The organism is Streptomyces sp. NRRL WC-3605 (assembly GCF_001509795.1).
GTDB classification, from domain to species: domain Bacteria; phylum Actinomycetota; class Actinomycetes; order Streptomycetales; family Streptomycetaceae; genus Streptomyces; species Streptomyces viridochromogenes.
This window is the reverse complement of the sequence record NZ_LLZN01000035.1, coordinates 98903-116923: the sequence shown is the minus strand read 5'-3', so window position 1 is coordinate 116923 and position 18021 is coordinate 98903. Positions and strand designations below refer to the sequence as shown.

Genomic DNA, 18021 nt, shown 5'->3' with positions numbered 1-18021 from the left:
CCGCCGCCTGATTCGGGGGTTGTCATGGCCACAAAAAAGAGTGCCGCGAGGAGGTTGGGCTCCGTCGCGGCCGGTCTCGTACTCGCAACTGCGGGAATGACTCTGGCCGCGCGCCGCAGCCAGGAAGCGGAGAAGGTGCAGTTGAGGCGCCTGGAACTGGAGGAACTGACCTCCCGGCGCAGAGCCCTGGCCCATCAGCAGCGCATGCACTGGGAACTGCTGTCCCGGGCGATCGACGATCCGGCGCTTGCCGCTGTGATCGACACCTACGCTCCGGGTACTCCGGTGGCGAAGCGCCGCCAGTACTTCTATGCCAACGCCTGGTACGTCAACCTCTACCACCTCTACCGAGCGGAACTCATCGACCTGGAGGAGTTCCACGGGCACGCACGCGAACTCATGCACAACCCCCTGATGCGCGAGTACTGGGAGGCCTCCAAGGCGCTGCGCGCGACCCTCGCCGACTCGTCCGACGAGGCCCAGCTGGGCCGAATCGTCGACCAATTGGTCAAGGACCTCGACGAGGCCGACACGGATGAGTGGTGGGTGGTCGGCAACCCACCGACGAATCCCACGGACGACGGCTGAAGTACCGTCTGCCATCGGGGTCCGACACATCGCTACGACTCGGGTTCTTTGTCAGCCGGACGTCACGAATCCCAGTAACGTTCTGCCGTCCGCTAACCCTCCGTAGTGATCGGAAGTATCTTGAAGATCAAGCGCCGCATTGGTGTGCCTCCAAGTGCCCGAGGCAGTGCCTCGGGTGGCAACTGCCCGGATGTGTTCGAACTGAGCGACGGGAACTTCGCCGTGATCGGCACCGAGGCAACCGAGGCGCTTGAGCGAGAACTCCCCGCCGACGCGTCGCGCGCCGACTACGAACGCATCGTGGTCGTGAGCAGAGAGACGTTGATCCGTGCCAAGGCCGATATTCCCGACGCCTGACCCGGACGAGCACGCACCCCTATCGTCGTCTGAAGTGACGCCCGACCTCGCGCCACCACTGAGCGAACCGGGTATTCCGACTCGCGAGCAGACCGTCACCTCGTGACTGCTCGATCTACTCCCGATGAGGCCTGGAGCCAGAACGGCGCCAGGCCACACGTATGTCAGGACCGCCTCTCGGCCTTGCGGCTCAGGCCGCCTCCGGCACCGCCACCGGTGCCCCCGGACCCACGTACCGCGCCGCCGGGCGGATGATCTTCGAGTCCTCCGCCTGTTCCAGCAGGTTGGCGCTCCAGCCGACGACGCGGGCCGCCGCGAACGTCGGGGTGAACATCTCGCGGGGCAGGCCGCACAGTTCCATGACCACACCCGCGTAGAACTCGACGTTCGTGTGCAGTTCGCGGCCCGGCTTCAGTTCGGCCAGGATCGCCTCCACGCGCCGTTCGACCTCCACGGCGAAGTCGACGCGCGGGCCGCCGAAGGACCGGGCGATCTCCCGGAGCATCCGTGAGCGGGGATCCTCCGTGCGGTAGACCGGGTGCCCGAAGCCCATGATGCGGTCACCGGCGAGGACGCGTTCACGGATCCACGCGTCGATGCGGTCCGGCGTCCCGATCGCGTCCAGCGTGTCCAGCGTGTCCAGCGCCCGGCTGGGAGCACCCCCGTGCAGCGGCCCGGACAGCGCGCCCACGGCCCCCACCAGGCAGGCCGCGACATCCGCCCCCGTGGAGGCGATGACCCGTGCCGTGAAGGTTGACGCATTGAATCCATGGTCAATGGTCGAGATCAAGTATTGCTCGACGGCCCGTGCCCGCTCCGGCCCGGGCTCCTCCCCCGTCACCATGTACAGGTAGTTCGCCGCGTAGGACAGGTCGTCACGCGGCTCCACGGGGTCGAGTCCGTTCCCGAGCCGGTGCAGCGCGGCCAGCAGCGTGGGTACGGCCGCCGCGGCGGCCAGCGTGTCCCGGCGGCGCTGCCCGGTGTCGAGGTCGTACACGGGCTTGAAGCCCTTCGACGCGCCCAGCAGGGACAACGCGGTGCGCAGTCCGGCCAGCGGGCCGGAGCCCCCGCTGCCCGCGGCGAGCGCCGGCAGGACCACCCGCACCTCGTCCGGGAGCCGCCTCAGTGCGACGGTCTCGGCGCGGAAGGCGGCGGCCCGCTCGGCGTCCGGCAGCTCGCCGTGGACGAGGAGGTGCCACACGTCCTCGAACGGACGGGTCCGCGCCAGCTCGACAGCGGAGTACTGGCGGTAGTGGTAGAAGCCCTCGCGCCCCCGGACGTCGCCGACCTCGGTGTCGGTCACGACGACTCCCGCGAGCCCGCGCGGGACGTCGACGAGTGTGGCTGCTGACTTGTTGACGGACATGGATGCCTCCCTGGACTTGATTTGACTGTCCATGCTTGACTGTTTGCCTGTCAATATTGATTGAGTCAATGCAGAGATCCATGTACAGCCGTCTGGATACGGTGACCTCATGCGCGATCAAGAACCCGGCCCGGAAGGGCGGCGCCTGTCCACCCGGGAGGCCGCCGAACTGCTCGGCGTGAAGCCCGAGACCGTGTACGCGTACGTCAGCCGCGGTCACCTCAGCAGCCGCCGCCTGCCCGGCGGACGGGGCAGCACCTTCGACGCGAAGGAGGTCGAGACGCTCGCCCGGCGCAACAGACGGGAGAGCACGGCCGGTTCGGGTTCCGGCGCCGACCTGTCGGTGCGGACGTCCCTCACTTTCATCGACTCCGACCGCTACTACTTCCGCGGCGTGGACGCGACCGAGCTGGCGGCACGGCACTCCTACGAGGAGGTCGCCGAGTGGCTGTGGACGGGCCGGCTGCGCCCCGGCGTGACCTTCACCGCGCCCGCGGCCTCCGTCGCCGCCGCTCGCCGCGCCGCCGCAGCCCTTCCCGAACATGCCGGCCCCGTCGACCGCCTGCGGGTCGCCGCGGTCGCCGCCGCGGCCGCCGATCCGCTGCGCTTCGATCTGTCCGAGGAGGCCGTGCTCGCCACCGCGCGCACCCTGATCCCGACGCTCGTCGCGGCCCTCGGCCCGGCGGACCCGGCCGACCGCGACGAGGGCCCGCTGGCCCGCCGCCTGTGGGGCAGGCTCAGCGGGCGCCCCGCCGACGAGGCCACGCTGCGTGTGCTGGACACGGCACTCGCCCTGCTCGTCGATCACGACCTGGCCGCCTCGACCCTCGCCGTGCGGGTCGCCGCGTCGGCCCGCGCGCACGCCTACGCGGCCGTCTCCGCGGGTCTCGGCGTGCTCGAGGGCCCGCTGCACGGCGCGGCCAGCGGCCTCGCCCACCGCCTCCTCGTGGAGGTGCTCGACCGCGGTGACGCAGGACCCGTCATCGCGGAGGAACTCCGGGCCGGCCGGCGCATCCCGGGACTCGGGCACCGGCTCTACCCCGGCGAGGACCCCCGCGCGCGTCTGCTGTTCACGCTGCTCGCGGGCCTGCCGCGCTGCGGACCCGCCCTCGCCGCCGCCCACGACATCGTCGCGACGGCCGCCCGCCACACCTCTCTGCACGCCAACGTCGATCTGGCGCTCGCGGTGTTCACGGCGTCCTACGCGATGCCCTCGACGGCGGGCGAGACGATCTTCGCGGTGGGCCGGACGGCGGGCTGGATCGCCCACGCCCTGGAGGAGTACGGCGAACGCCCGCTCCGAATGCGGCCGACGGGGCAGTACACCGGTCCCAAGCCGCCGCAACCGCTGCCCGGGTAGGCGGGGTCCAGGGGGGCCGCCGTGTCGTAGGGGCCTGGGAGAGCCGCCCGGGCCGACCCAGGTTAGGCTCACCTCTGTGAGTACGTGCACGACCGTCTCGCAGGACCTCGACGAGCCCGTCGCGGGGACCGCGGCGACCGCGACGACCTGGCTGCTGCTCGAGCAGCCCGGCCCGTGGGGTGCCAAGGCACTCACCCAGAGCCACCTGGATCCCGCGCTGGGCCGCGCGCTGGAGGCCGCCGCGCAGGGCACGGGTGTACGCGTCGCGCTGATCCGCCGGCCCGGCCGGCACGCCGACATCGGGCTCCCCTCCGAACGCCGGGTCTACGCCGCCCACACCGTGCCCGGTGGCGTATGGCTGCGCACCGCCACCGTCCGCGACCCGCGCCAGCTGCTCGACGTGGATCTCGCGGCCCTCGGCCGGGGTGACCACCGCACCTTCGACACCGCGCTCGACGGCCGGGCCCACTCCGGGCAACCGCTGGCGCTGGTGTGCACCAACGGCAAGCGCGACCGCTGCTGCGCTCTGCTGGGCCGGCCGCTCGCCGCCGAACTGGCCGCCTCCGGGGTGGACGGCGTCTGGGAGGTCACGCACCTGGGCGGCCACCGCTTCTCGCCGACGCTGCTCGTGCTGCCGTACGGCTACGCCTACGGGCGGGCGGAGGCGGACGTCGTGCGCCGGGTCCTGGACGGGGTCCGGGAGGGCCGGATCGTCGGCGACGGCTGCCGGGGCAACTCGGCCTGGGAGCGGCCCGGCCAGGCCGCCGAGCTCGCGGTGCGCAGGACGACCGGTGAGACCGCCGCCGAGGCGCTGAGCGTCGTACGGACGGAGGGTGCCGTTCCGCGCTGGGCGGTGACCGTGGCCCATGTGGACGGGCGGCGCTGGCGGGTCGACGTGGCCCAGGGTGCCGCGCAGCCGCCGCGCCCCGAGAAGTGCGGCACCTCGGTGCTGGGCTCGCCCGCGCGCATGGACGTCCTCGCCGTGCGGGAGCTCAAGGCGGCCACGGCCCTCGCGAGCTGACCCCGGCACCCTGCACGAGATCCCCGCCACATCCCCCTACGGCCCGCGCCGCACCCCCGCGTACGGTCAGGGGCATGAGCCCCACCTCCACCACCCGTCGCCTGCGTCTGGGTCTGCCCCGGCGCATGTTCGCGCAGGTGCTGCTGATGCAGGTGGCGATCGCGGCGGGCGTGGCGGTGCTGGCGACCGGGCTGTTCCTGGCGCCGCTCAGCGACCAGCTGGACGACCAGGCCATGCGCCGTGCGCTGTCCATCGCCCAGACCACGGCCGCCCAGCCGCAGATCGCCGAGGACCTGGTCCGGACTCCGGCGACGGCCGGCGGCCCGGTGCAGCGGGAGGCGGAGCGGATCCGCGCGGCGACACAGGCCGAGTACGTCGTCGTGATGGACCGGCGGGGTGTGCGCTGGTCGCATCCGACCGCGCGCGAGATCGGGCGGCTCGTCTCGACCGACCCGGGCCGGGCGCTGGCGGGCCACGAGGTCATGCAGATCGACGACGGCACGCTGGGGCGCACCGCACGCGGGAAGGTGCCGTTGCGCGACAGCGACGGCCGCATCGTCGGCGCGGTCTCGGTGGGCATCCCCTACGACAATGTGCGGGCCAGGCTGCTGCACGCCATCCCGGGGCTGTTCGCGTACGCGGGCGGTGCCCTGGCGGTGGGGGCGCTGGCGGCCTGGCTGATCTCCCGGCGGCTCCAGCGGCAGACCCGTGACCTGGCTTTCTCCGACATCTCGGCGCTGCTGGCAGAGCGCGAGGCGATACTGCACGGCATCCGGGAGGGCGTCGTCGCGCTGGACCGCACGGGGCGTATCCGCCTCCTCAACGACGAGGCGCGGCGGCTGCTCGGCCTCGGGGACGAGGCCGTCGGCCACTCCCTCGACGAGGCGCTCGGCGCGGGCCGTACCGCCGACGTGCTGGCCGGGCGGGTCACCGGCACCGACCTGCTCACCGTGCGCGGACAGCGCGTCCTCGTCGCCAACCGCATGCCCACGGACGACGGCGGTGCCGTCGCCACCCTGCGCGACCGCACCGAGCTGGAGCAGCTCGGACGGGAGCTCGACTCGACCCGCGGCCTGATCGACGCGCTGCGCGCCCAGGACCACGAGCACGCCAACCGCATGCACACGCTCCTCGGGCTCCTGGAGCTGGAGATGTACGACGACGCCGTGGAGTTCGTCGGCGAGGTCGTCGGTGATCACCGGGCGACCGCCGAGGAGGTCGCCGGGAAGATCCAGGATCCGCTGCTGGCGGCCCTGCTGGTCGGCAAGGCGACCGTGGCGGCCGAACGCGGCGTCGCGCTGCGCCTGTCGGAGCGCACAGGGCTCCCTGACCGGCTGGTCGATCCCCAGGGGCTGGTGACCGTCGTGGGGAACCTCGTGGACAACGCCCTGGACGCCGTCGCCGGGACCGCGCACGCGCGCGTGGAGGTCGAACTGCGCGCCGAGGGGCGGGCGGCGACCCTGACGGTTCGCGACACCGGGCCGGGAATCCCGGTGGAACAGCGTGAGTTGATCTTCACCGAGGGGTGGTCGACCAAGCAGCGCCCGGCTCATCGTGAGCGCGGGATCGGGCTGTCGCTGGTGCGGCGCCTGGCCGAACGGCAGGGCGGGACGGCCCGGGTGGGCGAGGCCGCCGGGGGCGGCGCCGAGTTCACGGTCGTCCTGCCCGAGGCGCTCGCCGGGCCGGAACCCGCCCTCACTGCACAGGGTGACGTGCGCATCGGCGCCGAGGAGGAGTCGCGATGATCGAGGTCCTGGTCGTGGACGACGACACGCGAGTGGCGCGCGTCAACGCCGCCTACGTCGAGAAGGTGCCGGGCTTCCATGTGGCCGGCGAGGCGCACACGGCTACCGATGCGCTGCGGCAGGTGACGGAACTGCCGCACCTCGACCTGGTCCTCATGGATCACTACCTGCCGGACGACACGGGCCTGGCGGTGGTCCGGGAGATGCGCCGGCGCGGCCACCAGACCGACGTGATCATGGTGACGGCGGCGCGGGACGTGACGACCGTGCAGGCGGCGATGCGGCTCGGGGCGCTCCAGTACCTGGTGAAGCCGTTCGCCTTCGCGGGGCTGCGCGTGAAGCTGGAGGCGTACGCGGAGCTGCGCCGCACCCTCGACGGCGGCGGTGAGGCGGAGCAGGCCGAGGTGGACCGCATCTTCGGCGCCCTGTCGGCACCCTCGGAGCCGAACCTGCCCAAGGGGCACTCCCCCACCACCGCCGAGTCGGTGCGCCGGGCCCTGATGAACGCCTCGGGGCCGCTGTCGGCCCAGGAGATCGCCGAACGGACCGGGGTGAGCCGGCAGACCGCCCAGCGCTATCTCAAGCTCCTGGAGCGCACCGGGCGGGCCCGCCTGACCCTGAAGTACGGGGACGCGGGCCGCCCTGAGCACCGGTATGTGTGGGCGACCCGCGCCTGAGGCACGGCCCCGTGGGGGCGGGGGAAGGAGCCGTGCCGCCCTCTCATACGGACGGAACGCCCCCGAACTCTCACGGCACCCCCTGCACCCCCTAGACCGCGCCCGCCCCGGTCAGCGAGCGGACCTCCGTCTCGGCGTGCTTGGCCTCGTCGGGGGCCTCGGGCGAGGTGACCGTGCCCAGCCAGCCGGCGACGAAGCCCAGCGGGATCGAGACGATGCCGGGGTTGTCCAGCGGGAAGTACTGGAAGTCGACGCCGGGGAACAGCGACTGCGGGCCGCCCGACACCACGGGTGACAGGGCGACGAGCACCATGGCGGGGACCAGGCCGCCGTACACGGACCAGACGGCGCCCCGGGTGGTGAAGTCGCGCCAGAACAGCGAGTACAGGAGCACGGGCAGGTTCGCGGAGGCGGCGACGGCGAAGGCGAGGCCCACGAGGAAGGCGACGTTCAGATCGCGTGCCAGCAGCCCGAGGCCGATCGCGACGACACCGATGCCGACGGCGGCGAGGCGGGCCACGGTGACCTCGCTGCGGGCCTTGCCGCGCCGGCGTCGCAGGGACGCGTACAGGTCGTGGGCGACCGAGGCCGAGGAGGCGAGGGTGATGCCGGCGACGACGGCCAGGATCGTGGCGAAGGCGACGGCCGCCACGACGGCGAACAGCACGGCACCCCCTGTCGAGTCGGCGCCGCCGCCGAGGTCGAGGGCGAGCAGCGGTACGGCCGTGTTGCCGGCGGCGTTCGAGGCGCGCACCTCCGCGGTCCCCACGATCGCGGCCGCGCCGAAGCCGAGGACGATGGTCATCAGGTAGAAGCCGCCGATGAGGCCGATCGCCCAGACCACCGAGCGGCGCGCGGCGCGCGCGGTGGGCACGGTGTAGAAGCGGGACAGGATGTGCGGCAGCCCGGCGGTGCCGAGGACCAGGGCGAGGCCGAGGCTGATGAAGTCGAACCGGGACGTCCAGTCCCCGCCGTACCGGAGGCCTGGCGCCAGGAACGCCTGTCCGTGGCCGCTGTGTCCGGCGGCGCTGAGCAGCAGCCGGTCGATGTCGCCGTGGAAGCGGAGCAGGACGAGCACCTTCAGCGCGATGGTGCCGCCGAGCAGCAGGACCGACTTGACGATCTGGATCCAGGTGGTGGCCCGCATCCCTCCGAAGGACACGTAGATCACCATGAGCGCGCCGACGCCGATGACGGTCCAGGCCTGCGCCGCCCCGCCGTCGCCCCCGAGCAGCAGCGCGACGAGCGTGCCCGCGCCCACCATCTGCGCCACCAGGTACAGGACGGACACGGTGACGGAGGACGTTCCCACGGCGATGCGGACGGGGCGTTCCCTCATCCGTGCCGCGACGACGTCGGCGAGGGTGAAGCGCCCGCAGTTGCGCACGAGTTCCGCGACCAGGAAGAGGACGACCAGCCAGGCCACGAGGAATCCCACCGAGTACAGCATTCCGTCGTAGCCGTACAGGGCGATGAGCCCGGAGATGCCGAGGAAGGAGGCGGCGGACATGTAGTCGCCCGCGATGGCAAAACCATTCTCCATCGGCGAGAAGAGCCGGCCGCCGGCGTAGAACTCCTCGGCCGAACCGCGGCGGTTGCGGCCCGCCCAGGTCGTGATCGCCAGTGTGACGGCGACGAACGCGCTGAACAGCAGCAACGCCAGGGCCCGGTGATCCTGCGTCATGCCACGCCCCCCTTGGTGCCCCGCGTCAGCTCCTGGGTGTCCCAGCGCAGTTCGAGCGCGGCCCGGTCGCGGCGCAGGCGCGCGTGGCGGGTGTAGGCCCAGGTGAGCAGGAACGTGGTGAGGAACTGCCCGAGGCCCGCGAGCATCGCGACGTTCACGGCGCCGGCCACGGGCCGGGCCATCAGGTCGGGTGCGGTGGTGGCGGTCACGACGTAGGCGAAGTACCAGGACAGGAACCCGGCGGCGGCCGGCAGCACGAACCTCCGGTAGCGGCTGCGCACTTCCTGGAAGGCGGCGCTGCGCTGCACCTCGAGGTACACGTCGGCGGCGGCCGGCGGGGCGGCGTCAGGGACCTCCATGACGTCCGACTCGCCCCATCCGGAGGCGAGGGCGTCGTACCAGGGATCGTCGTACCGCGGGGTTCTGGCGTCGCGGGGACGACCTTCGCTTGAGCACATGCCCAAGCATGGACAGAACGGAAAGACCGCCGACCGGGCTTCTCGGAGCGTTTCACCCCATCAGGTGATTCAGCAGGCAAAACCGCATACCAGCCGGGCACCGCAGGAGTCGCGTCGACCGCGGGAAGGGCCCCGGAACGGCGGAACCGGCCGGGGCTCGGGCCCCGGCCGGTCCTCCGTACCGCCGTACGGCTCAGGTGTCGATGCGCGACCGGTCGAGCGTCGCCGCCGAGCTGGAGATGAACTCCTTGCGCGGCGCCACGTCGTTGCCCATCAGGAGGTCGAAGACCCGCTCGGCCGCCTCGAGGTCGGTGAGGCTGATCCGCCGCAGGGTGCGGTGGCGCGGGTCCATGGTCGTCTCCGCGAGCTGGTCGGCGTCCATCTCGCCGAGGCCCTTGTAGCGCTGGATGGAGTCCTTGTAGCGCACGCCCTTGCTCTCGAACTCCATGAGCTTGTCGCGCAGCTCGCGGTCCGAGTACGTGTACACGTACTTGTCCTGGCCCTTCTTGGGCTGGACGAGCTCGATCCGGTGCAGCGGGGGCACCGCGGCGAAGACCCGGCCCGCCTCGATCATCGGGCGCATGTACCGCTGGAAGAGCGTCAGCAGCAGCGTGCGGATGTGGGAGCCGTCGACGTCGGCGTCGGTCATCATGATGATCTTGCCGTAGCGGGCCGCGTCGATGTCGAAGGTCCGGCCCGATCCCGCCCCTATGACCTGGATGATCGCTCCGCACTCGGCGTTCTTGAGCATGTCCGTCACGGACGACTTCTGGACGTTGAGGATCTTGCCGCGGATGGGCAGGAGCGCCTGGAACTCGGAGTTCCGGGCGAGCTTGGCGGTGCCCAGCGCGGAGTCGCCCTCGACGATGAAGAGCTCGCTGCGGTCGACGTCGTCGCTGCGGCAGTCCGCGAGCTTCGCGGGGAGCGAGGAGGACTCCAGGGCCGTCTTGCGGCGCTGTGCGTCCTTGTGCTGGCGGGCCGCGATACGGGTCCGGGCGGCGGCGACGGCCTTCTCGAGGACCACGCGCGCCTGTGCCGCCGCGTCCCGCTTGGTGGACGTCAGGAACGCCTTGAGCTCCTTGGCGATCACGGCGTTCACGATCCGGCGGGCCGCCGAGGTGCCGAGGACCTCCTTGGTCTGCCCCTCGAACTGCGGCTCGGCGAGACGGACGGTGACGACCGCGGTGAGGCCCTCCAGGGCGTCGTCCTTGACGATGTCGTCCTCGGCGACGCGGAGCATCTTCTTGGCGCGCAGCACCTCGTTCATGGTGCCGGCGACGGCGGTCTCGAAGCCCGCGACATGTGTGCCGCCCTTGGGGGTGGCGATGATGTTCACGAACGACTTCAGGGTCGTGTCGTAGCCGGTGCCCCAGCGCATGGCGACGTCGACGCCCAGCTCGCGGGTGACCTGGGTGGGGGTCATCTGGCCGTGTTCGTCTAGGACCGGGACGGTCTCCCTGAAGGTGCCCTGTCCGGTGAAGCGGAGGACGTCGCAGACCGGCTTGTCAGAGGCCAGGTACTCGCAGAACTCGCTGATGCCGCCGTCGAAGCGGAAGGACTCCTCACCCTTGCTGCCGCCCGCGCCGAGACCGACCTCGTCCCGGACGACGATGGTCAGGCCGGGCACCAGGAAGGCGGTCTGGCGGGCCCGCTGGTGCAGCGTCTCCAGATCGAGCTTGGCGTCCTTGAGGAAGATCTGGCGGTCGGCCCAGTACCGCACGCGCGTGCCCTCACGCGTCTTGGGGATCTTCTTCGTCTTGCGCAGGCCGCTCTTGGCCTCGAACTTCGCCGTCGGGCCGTCGGCGGCGAAGGCACCGGGCACCCCGCGCCGGAAGCTGATCGCGTGGGTGTGGCCGCCGCGGTCGACCTCGACGTCGAGCCGGGCGGACAGGGCGTTCACCACGGAGGCGCCGACGCCGTGCAGACCGCCGGAGGCGGCGTACGAGCCGCCGCCGAACTTTCCGCCGGCGTGCAGCTTGGTCATGACGACCTCGACACCGGAGAGGCCGGTCTTGGGCTCGACGTCGACCGGGATGCCCCGGCCGTTGTCGCGCACCTCGACGGAGCCGTCGTCGTGGAGGATCACCTCGATGTGGTCGCAGTAGCCGCCGAGGGCCTCGTCCACGGAGTTGTCGATGATCTCCCAGAGGCAGTGCATCAGACCGCGGCTGTCGGTCGACCCGATGTACATGCCGGGGCGCTTGCGCACGGCTTCGAGGCCCTCGAGGACGAGCAGGTGCCGCGCGGTGTAGTTGGAACCGTCCCGGTCTGCTCCTGCCAGCAGCGCTGTGGACGGCACGGACGTATCGGCGGTCACGCGGTTCGCTCCTCGCTGAATTTCACTGGGCGCCCTTGTGGGTACGGGCGTGGCTTCGGTTGCCGCTCAGAGGGTACCGAGGCCTGGTAGAGCCGTTGTAACGCCACCCTCGTCGGAAGTCACCCTAGTCCAGACTCGTATGGATGTTCGATCCCTCTGGGGAGTGAAGCACATATCACGTTCCCTTACGGGCATGAACCATTTAGGCTCCGGGCACGTCCTCCTGAACAAACCGGCAACCCGGCCGGGGAGGACCGACCATGACCGAGAGCGCGAAACCGTAAGCACGACAGCACGCAATACGGCACATTCGCCGCCACACCGGCAGCAGCCCACCACCCCCGAGAAAATTTCTCTCTGGGAGAAGCCACGAGCGGGAACGTTTTGGGGCTGGTTGGATGTTGACCCTGGTACGACAGCTCGTCGAGCTAGAGAAGAGGCGACGTGACTACTGTTCTGACCCCCGCGAGCCCCCTGACGGCCGCTGACCGCTGCGACCGTTGCGGCGCCCAGGCGTACGTGCGCGTCGTCCTGCTCAGCGGCGGAGAACTGCTCTTCTGCGCCCACCACGGTCGCAAGTTCGAGCCGGAACTCAAGAAGATCGCCGCCGAGATACAGGATGAGACGGAGCGTCTCACGGCTGCTCCCGGAACGGCGAACGACGAAGAGCGCTGACACCTCGCATCACGACGAGCCAGCATCGGCACAGGCCGACAGACGGGCGGTCCCCCCTGTGGAAACCTCAGGGGGGACCGCCCGTGCTCTTCTCAGCGGCGCTCAGCCGCTTCCCGCACCCTCCCGCGTCGCGGAGCGCCAGCCCGCGGCCCGGATGACGTCGGACACCCGCGTGTAGACACCGGGGCTCCCCGCACGGCCGCAGCCGTTGCCCCAGGAGACCAGTCCGATCAGCTTCCCCTGCGCGACCAGGGGCCCTCCGCTGTCCCCCTGGCAGGCGTCCCGGCCTCCTTCGCGCTCCCCGGCGCACACCATGCTGTCCGCCAGGTACCGCCCCTCACCACCGCCCGGATACGCCTCCTCGCACAGCGCGTCCGGCAGCACCCGCACCCGAGCGGCCCGCAGCCCCCGCGGATAGTCCCCCGCCCCCGTGACATCCCCCCAGCCGTAGACCAGGGCCGGGGTCCCCGGAACGTAGGCGGGGTCGCCGGCACCCGCCATCCTGATGACCGAGGTGGCGGGCAGCGCCTCGGCGAGCGAGACCACGGCGAAGTCGCCGTCGTTGGTGTCGCCGTCGTAGTCCGGGTTCACCCAGGCGTCGCTGACGGGGATCTCCTTGCCTCGCGTGGACGTCAGATCTGTGCGCCCCGCTATCACTCGGAGGTCGCTCACCTGGTCCGGCGGGGAGCCCAGGACCTCCGAGCTGAGGCAGTGGGCCGCCGTGAGCACGGTGGAGCGCCCCACGGCGACGCCCACGCAGAACTGCCCCGCCCGGGTACCCCCGAACCGGTCACGGCTGGACAGCGCCACCGTCCAGGGACTCTGGGACACATCGACGGGGAACCCGCCGACGACGACACGGTCGGCGGCCGCCGGGGCGGCCGTGACCAGCGGTATGACGGCCGCCGCGGCCGCCAGAACCAGCGGCCGGGCCAGCGCCCGGACAAAGGTACGACGCATGACGCTCCTCACTCTCGGGTGGTCATGGCACACCCAGAGTGATTCAGCCGGTCCGGGCCCGCACCCGCGCGCGCACGCCAGGAAGGCCCGGCCCCCCCCGAGGGGTGCCGGGCCTTCCTGGTACGTCGGGCGGCTCAGTCGAGGTAGTCGCGCAGTATGAGCCGCTGAGCGGTGTGCCCACCTGCGAAAACACTGGCCAGCATCGAGCGCTGTGCCCTGCACTACCTTCTACTACTGGTCGCGTCGGCCGGTCAAACCTCAGTACCGCCAGACATCCGACGGTCCCGTTCCCGTCCCGGTCACGCAAGCCCCGGACAGCCCTTGCGACGGGCACAAGCTACCCGCGAGGTTTGCGTCAAAACCCCTGGTCAGAGGGGGTGTGGAGGCGTAGCGTCGAGAGGCAAAGCCCAACCAAGAGGGTGATCAAAATGGCACTCGACCTCTCCGTATCCATTGCCGAAATGGATCAAGACGACCTGGCCACCCTGGCCGACATCCTGCCCTCCATGAAGTGGCAGGCCCCCGAAGGAAGCGAGCGGCGCACCTGGGCGGACGCCCTCATGCGGCGCGTCATCAACGCCCAGGAAGCACGCGAGCGAACGGCTACCGCCGGGTGAGGCGTGCCAGGAAGTTGCTGACGAACCTCTCGACCTCTGCCTTCTGCGTCGTGTCGCGCACGTCCAGACGAGCGACCCACTCGACCCCGGCGTTGATCAGCAGATCAGTTCGGCTGTGATCATTGGAGGCTCGCTTGGGGCCCTCGTGGTGGGGGCCGTCCACTTCGATCACCCCCGCGCGGCCCTTGTAGGTGATCAAGAAGTCGGGTTCGAAGGTGTGCCGGGGCACTCGCACCGCCGCAAGGGGCACGATCCCGATGGTTTCGTGCTCCGGCAGTCGGGCCTGATGCTCTTTCAGGACCTGGTACACGTTGTGCTCCCACACATTCGTGAAGTGGAGCCCGTCCTCTACCGGGTGCTGCGGCTCTACACGCACACGTCGAGCCTGGTTCGTGGGATGCGGCCCGTTAGCCGCCTTGAGTTGCTGCCGCCAGTCCGCTCCCACACTTGGGAGGATCGGGCGCACGTAGAGTTCCTTGATCGTGAACTTGTCCTTGCGCGTCGCAGCCCGCATCGATCCCTCGATCCGGCCGAGATCGTCCTGAGTGAACTGCGGGACAAGATGAGGCTCCACTTCCAGGTACGCCTCGTAGTACTCCACGCCCCAGTCCGTTTCGCTGTACTCCAGCTCCAGCGTCACAACCTCAGCGAGCATGATGGCCAGCTCAGCGGCCTTGGCGTCTCCATCCTGATGGAGGAGGACCGCAGTTGTGCCGAGCACCTTCTCGCAACGAAGGCGTTGAACCTCATCATCTGACATGCCGTTCGGATTGGTCAGCATGTCGTCCAGGGAGCGCAGCGCATCAGGCATACGACTGATTGTCGCACCAGGTACTGACAATCGGGCTTCATCGCGGAGGAGTTGGGCGCGGGCCCTATTCGCCGGCTCGGATGGCTTCGGCGATCTTCTCGACGGCGTCGGCACGCATCATGCCCAGGTGCACGTACGGCTTACCGCTGTGGGTCACCATCGGGCGCACGCTGCTCCATACGCGTTCCGGTAGCCCGAGTTCGACCAGGGCGGCCCGGATGGCCTCCGCCGCGTCCGTGGCCGCCTTCCGGCCGTCCCGGTAGGTCTGCATGTCCATCGTCACTGGTGGCCCCCGGAGTGGTCGCGGATCTTCGTGGCGTGCTTGGCGGCCTGGCCGATGTCCCCGGCCCCCTCGGCGGCTTTGAGGCTCCGCCACTCGGTCCGGCACGTCGCGCAGCCCGGAACCGGTGCGCAGTCCAGCAACCAGGCGTTGAAGCCCACGGGGAGGTCGATGGGCGGTTCCTGGGTGGTCTTGTGTGTCGGCATCCGCGTTCTCTCCCCGAGGAGTTGTGGCAACGGTTCCCCGACGGTAGGGAGAGGGGAGGCCACCGGTCCACGAAGTTGCACGCGGTTGCACGTCGGCCCTGAGCAGCCTTGACGCCCAGACTGGACGCCGTGAGGCTGCGTGCAACCGACTGCAACCCGGATGGACTTGAGGAGGGGCCATGAGCCTACGGTTCGTAGGGAAAGACCCGGAGTCCGGAGATCACGGCTGCCCGGCGGTGTGGGTGGACGAGGAAACGCAGGATCTCGTCATTCAGGGCGTGACGGCCGACGCCGACACGACAGCCCGGACCGTCCAGGACAGCCCGCTTCCGGCACACGAGAGCGTGGTACGGCTGCCGCAGCGCATGATTCCGCTGCTGAGGGAGGCACTTGATGGCGCAGAGCCTGAGTAACTTCACCGACCTGATCCGGTCGGTTGAGCGGTCTGCCGTTCATCTGGAGATGCGCGACGTGTACGCCATCCCGAACGAGGACGAACGCTTTGCGGCATGGCGGCAGGGTCACCGGCTCGACCCGGACGACGACCGAGAGTCGTGGTGGCGGCCCTGGCTCGACGTGGTCCAGGAAATCACCGCCAAGGGCGTCCGGTTGCGCCGGGCTCGAATCGTGAGCGAACCGCCCAGCGAGTACATCCGGTACGAGCACTCGTTCACCTTCACCAACATCGCCGCAGGCGAGGAAATCCGCTGGCTGCCCCGCCGGTTGGCGTCCAGGCTCGCTCTGCCCGGAAACGACTTCTGGCTGTTCGACGGCAGGCTCGTCCAGTTCAACGTGTTCGACGGGGACGGACGCTGGGTCCACACCGACCAGACCGAAGATCAGGCAACCGCCGGCTTCTGCGCCGACGCCTTCGAGGCCGTCTGGGACCTGGCCACGCCGCACGACAAGTACACCGTCTGAGAAGCAAGTTCATGCCCACATCACCGCTGTCCACCGCCCAGGCTGCCCGTGCGGCCATCGCTGCCCAACTGGATGGCATACGTCGGGACGCAGGGCTGACAGGGCATGAACTGGCCGTGCTGTGCGGGTGGCACAAGTCGAAAGCCTCCCGCATCGCACGGGCCAAGACAGCTCCCTCCGATGACGACATTCGGGCCTGGTGCCAAGCCTGCGGAGTGGCAGACCGGGCGGCCGATCTGATCGCCGCGTCCCGTACCGCCGAGTCCATGTACGTCCACTGGCGGCAGATCCACCGGGACGGCATGCGGAGGGTTCACGAGAAGACCGTCCCCCTGTACGAGCGAACCGCCCACTTCCGCGTGTACGCCTCCAACGTCGTGCCGGGGATGCTCCAGACCGCCGACTACGCGACAGGGCTTCTGCGGTCCATCACGGCCTTCCAGGGCACCCCTGACGACGTGGCCGACGCTGTACAAGCACGCCTCAACCGGTCCCGCGTCGTCCACGAGGGCAACCACCGGTTCGGGCTGCTGCTCGAAGAAGCCGTTCTGTACTACCGGGTCTGCGACGGCCCCGAGCTGGCCGCACAGCTTCGGTACCTGCAAGAGATCATGTCCCGGCCGAACGTGTCCCTAGGGATCATCCCGTTCGCGGCCCGGCGTACCGTCTGGCCGCTCGAAGCCTTCTACGCGTTCGATGACGCCCAGGTGGCCGTGGAAACCCTGACGGCAGAGGTCAACATCACGGCACCGGGCGAAGTGCACACGTACCTACGGGCGTTCGCAGAATTGTCCCGCTCTGCCGTTCACGGATCGGCGGCGCGGGAATGCATCATGCGAGCCCTTAATTCGGCGCTTGAGTAGCTTTCGATCGGCATTCACGGCAACGACGCTGCCCTTCGGGGAGGCTACCCTTTCCGCCCAGGCAGGGCTTTCCGCAACCCGCGCACGGAACGACGCCCGTTTTCCGGGGAGGCATTCCGTTGGCGCGAGCATCGGCGTACCACTCGCGGTAGATCCTGGCACGCCTCGCCCGCACGCATTCCGGCTCACGGCAGAATTTCTGACCCTTTCGCCCAGCGAAGGGCTTCCGACACTCCGCGCATCGCATAATGACACCTCCAGTATGCAGCGAATATGCATCACCGCATGAATATGCGGCGAATATGCAGCCCGTCGGGGCCGCCGAGGAGTGGTCGGGCCCTCGGCCTCGCCGACTCAAGTTGATCACGCCTCTGAACTGCAATTTTCCTTCGTTTTCGTCAGGCTGACGAATAGGGAGGGAAACGATTCACAGGGGCGGGGGTCGTCCGGGCCTGCATAATATGCGGATGAGGTACCCCCCTCCTATGCATAACCGGCTGCATAATCATGCATTCCCTGTCGTTGGTGATATCGGGGGCATGAACCTTTCCGTCCCGACCGGCACAGGGTTACAGGGGTGGTGATTCCCGGCAGTTGCAGTGCTGCCGGTGCGGTAATGGGGTGCTTGGAGGCGAGGCGAGTCCGAGATGAATGGGACTCCAAGGGGATTCCTTGGGTGCAGGTACCTAGAGGGTCTGCCAGCCGAGGGATTGCTGGGGCGATGAGTTTCGGTCGCAATTTCGCTGTTGAAGATTGTGTTCATGCTTGCGAAGCTACCTTTTCCGCAAACCTCACGATTTCCGCAGTTCCTTGCCTTTTCCCTTGGTGCTTGCTTGCCTTCGAGCTTTCGTGTGCTTGGCTGTGTGGTTGCAGTGAGTGTGCGGGCAAGGCGCAGGCACAGCGGCGAGGGGCACGGCACCAGGGGCGCGGCACCCACCTCACCGGGGTCGGGGCCGGGGGCCCCACCTCCCACGCGGGCATGGGTGGTGGGGCGTCTCTCAGGCTGTACGTGCTGCACGTCGGCAGGCGTCCAGCTCTGCACGGGTAGGCAGGCGAGGCAGCAGACGCTTCCTCAGCTCCACCTCGGCTTCCAGCGCCCTGTGTGGGGTTGAGCC

19 protein-coding genes are annotated in these 18021 nt (G+C 69.8%); 11 read left to right on the top strand and 8 right to left on the bottom strand.

The window, feature by feature from the left end; translation table 11 throughout:
- Positions 1 to 96 precede the first annotated feature (96 nt).
- Positions 97 to 588: a DUF6082 family protein gene (locus tag ADL34_RS06140; RefSeq protein ID WP_324610580.1), complete on the top strand. Its 492-nt coding sequence runs from the start codon at positions 97 to 99 to the stop codon at positions 586 to 588.
- A gap of 120 nt (positions 589 to 708) precedes the next feature.
- On the top strand, positions 709 to 945 hold the full coding sequence (locus ADL34_RS06135) for a hypothetical protein (RefSeq protein ID WP_062671481.1): 237 nt from the start codon (positions 709 to 711) through the stop codon (positions 943 to 945).
- A gap of 190 nt (positions 946 to 1135) precedes the next feature.
- On the opposite strand, the gene ADL34_RS06130 is transcribed toward ADL34_RS06135, so the two are convergent.
- Positions 1136 to 2311, bottom strand: coding sequence for a citrate synthase/methylcitrate synthase (locus tag ADL34_RS06130; protein ID WP_062671422.1), 1176 nt, complete (start codon positions 2309 to 2311; stop codon positions 1136 to 1138).
- 109 nt (positions 2312 to 2420) lie between these two features.
- Between ADL34_RS06130 and ADL34_RS06125 the strand changes: the two genes are divergently transcribed.
- The 4 genes from ADL34_RS06125 (at position 2421) to ADL34_RS06110 (ending at position 7114) form a co-directional block, all read left to right on the top strand.
- A complete protein-coding gene (locus tag ADL34_RS06125) occupies positions 2421 to 3671 on the top strand; it encodes a citrate synthase (RefSeq protein ID WP_062671424.1) in 1251 nt (416 codons plus the stop codon).
- A 76-nt stretch (positions 3672 to 3747) separates the two neighbouring features.
- Positions 3748 to 4692 (top strand): sucrase ferredoxin, encoded by a 945-nt coding sequence (locus ADL34_RS06120; RefSeq protein ID WP_062671425.1) that lies wholly within the window; start codon positions 3748 to 3750, stop codon positions 4690 to 4692.
- A gap of 74 nt (positions 4693 to 4766) precedes the next feature.
- Entirely contained in the window at positions 4767 to 6437 is a 1671-nt protein-coding gene (locus tag ADL34_RS06115) for an ATP-binding protein (RefSeq protein ID WP_062671427.1), read from the top strand.
- Positions 6434 to 7114: a DUF7342 family protein gene (locus ADL34_RS06110; RefSeq protein WP_062671428.1), complete on the top strand. Its 681-nt coding sequence runs from the start codon at positions 6434 to 6436 to the stop codon at positions 7112 to 7114. Before ADL34_RS06115 ends, ADL34_RS06110 begins: the two co-directional genes overlap by 4 nt.
- A 91-nt stretch (positions 7115 to 7205) precedes the next feature.
- On the opposite strand, the gene ADL34_RS06105 is transcribed toward ADL34_RS06110, so the two are convergent.
- The 3 genes from ADL34_RS06105 to ADL34_RS06095 all read right to left on the bottom strand — a co-directional run bounded on the left by ADL34_RS06105 (position 7206) and on the right by ADL34_RS06095 (position 11573).
- Complete coding sequence (locus tag ADL34_RS06105) at positions 7206 to 8798, bottom strand: cation acetate symporter (RefSeq protein ID WP_062671430.1); 1593 nt, start codon at positions 8796 to 8798, stop codon at positions 7206 to 7208.
- Positions 8795 to 9256, bottom strand: coding sequence for a DUF485 domain-containing protein (locus ADL34_RS06100; RefSeq protein ID WP_062671432.1), 462 nt, complete (start codon positions 9254 to 9256; stop codon positions 8795 to 8797). Before ADL34_RS06100 ends, ADL34_RS06105 begins: the two co-directional genes overlap by 4 nt.
- A 193-nt stretch (positions 9257 to 9449) precedes the next feature.
- Positions 9450 to 11573: a DNA gyrase/topoisomerase IV subunit B gene (locus ADL34_RS06095; RefSeq protein WP_062671434.1), complete on the bottom strand. Its 2124-nt coding sequence runs from the start codon at positions 11571 to 11573 to the stop codon at positions 9450 to 9452.
- 444 nt (positions 11574 to 12017) lie between these two features.
- Between ADL34_RS06095 and ADL34_RS06090 the strand changes: the two genes are divergently transcribed.
- Entirely contained in the window at positions 12018 to 12248 is a 231-nt protein-coding gene (locus tag ADL34_RS06090) for a DUF7455 domain-containing protein (RefSeq protein ID WP_062671436.1), read from the top strand.
- A 102-nt stretch (positions 12249 to 12350) separates the two neighbouring features.
- Here ADL34_RS06090 and ADL34_RS06085 read toward each other — a convergent pair whose 3' ends face one another.
- Positions 12351 to 13208, bottom strand: coding sequence for a serine protease (locus ADL34_RS06085; protein ID WP_062671437.1), 858 nt, complete (start codon positions 13206 to 13208; stop codon positions 12351 to 12353).
- Positions 13209 to 13636: 428 nt separating this feature from the next.
- Here ADL34_RS06085 and ADL34_RS06080 point away from each other — a divergent pair, with 428 nt between their 5' ends.
- A complete protein-coding gene (locus ADL34_RS06080; RefSeq protein WP_062739774.1) occupies positions 13637 to 13825 on the top strand; it encodes a hypothetical protein in 189 nt (62 codons plus the stop codon).
- Here the strand turns inward: ADL34_RS06080 and ADL34_RS06075 are convergent.
- The 3 genes from ADL34_RS06075 to ADL34_RS06065 form a co-directional block, all read right to left on the bottom strand.
- The gene (locus ADL34_RS06075; RefSeq protein ID WP_062671441.1) at positions 13812 to 14636 is read right to left on the bottom strand and encodes a hypothetical protein; all 825 of its coding nucleotides are present in this window, start codon (positions 14634 to 14636) and stop codon (positions 13812 to 13814) included. The two genes, ADL34_RS06080 and ADL34_RS06075, sit on opposite strands and share 14 nt — an antisense overlap.
- 64 nt (positions 14637 to 14700) lie before the next feature.
- Positions 14701 to 14907 carry a hypothetical protein gene (locus ADL34_RS06070; protein WP_234374947.1) on the bottom strand — a complete coding sequence of 69 codons (207 nt, stop codon included), beginning with the start codon at positions 14905 to 14907 and terminating at the stop codon, positions 14701 to 14703.
- An 8-nt stretch (positions 14908 to 14915) separates the two neighbouring features.
- The gene (locus ADL34_RS06065; protein WP_062671445.1) at positions 14916 to 15122 is read right to left on the bottom strand and encodes a hypothetical protein; all 207 of its coding nucleotides are present in this window, start codon (positions 15120 to 15122) and stop codon (positions 14916 to 14918) included.
- Positions 15123 to 15301: 179 nt separating this feature from the next.
- On the opposite strand from ADL34_RS06065, the gene ADL34_RS06060 reads away from it, so the two are divergent.
- The 3 genes from ADL34_RS06060 to ADL34_RS06050 are packed head-to-tail and all read left to right on the top strand — an operon-like array spanning position 15302 to position 16906.
- Positions 15302 to 15535 carry a hypothetical protein gene (locus ADL34_RS06060; RefSeq protein ID WP_062671446.1) on the top strand — a complete coding sequence of 78 codons (234 nt, stop codon included), beginning with the start codon at positions 15302 to 15304 and terminating at the stop codon, positions 15533 to 15535.
- A complete protein-coding gene (locus tag ADL34_RS06055) occupies positions 15516 to 16043 on the top strand; it encodes a DUF6879 family protein (RefSeq protein ID WP_062671448.1) in 528 nt (175 codons plus the stop codon). The genes ADL34_RS06060 and ADL34_RS06055 overlap by 20 nt, the downstream gene beginning before the upstream one ends.
- An 11-nt stretch (positions 16044 to 16054) precedes the next feature.
- Complete coding sequence (locus tag ADL34_RS06050) at positions 16055 to 16906, top strand: helix-turn-helix domain-containing protein (protein WP_062739773.1); 852 nt, start codon at positions 16055 to 16057, stop codon at positions 16904 to 16906.
- Positions 16907 to 18021 lie beyond the last annotated feature (1115 nt).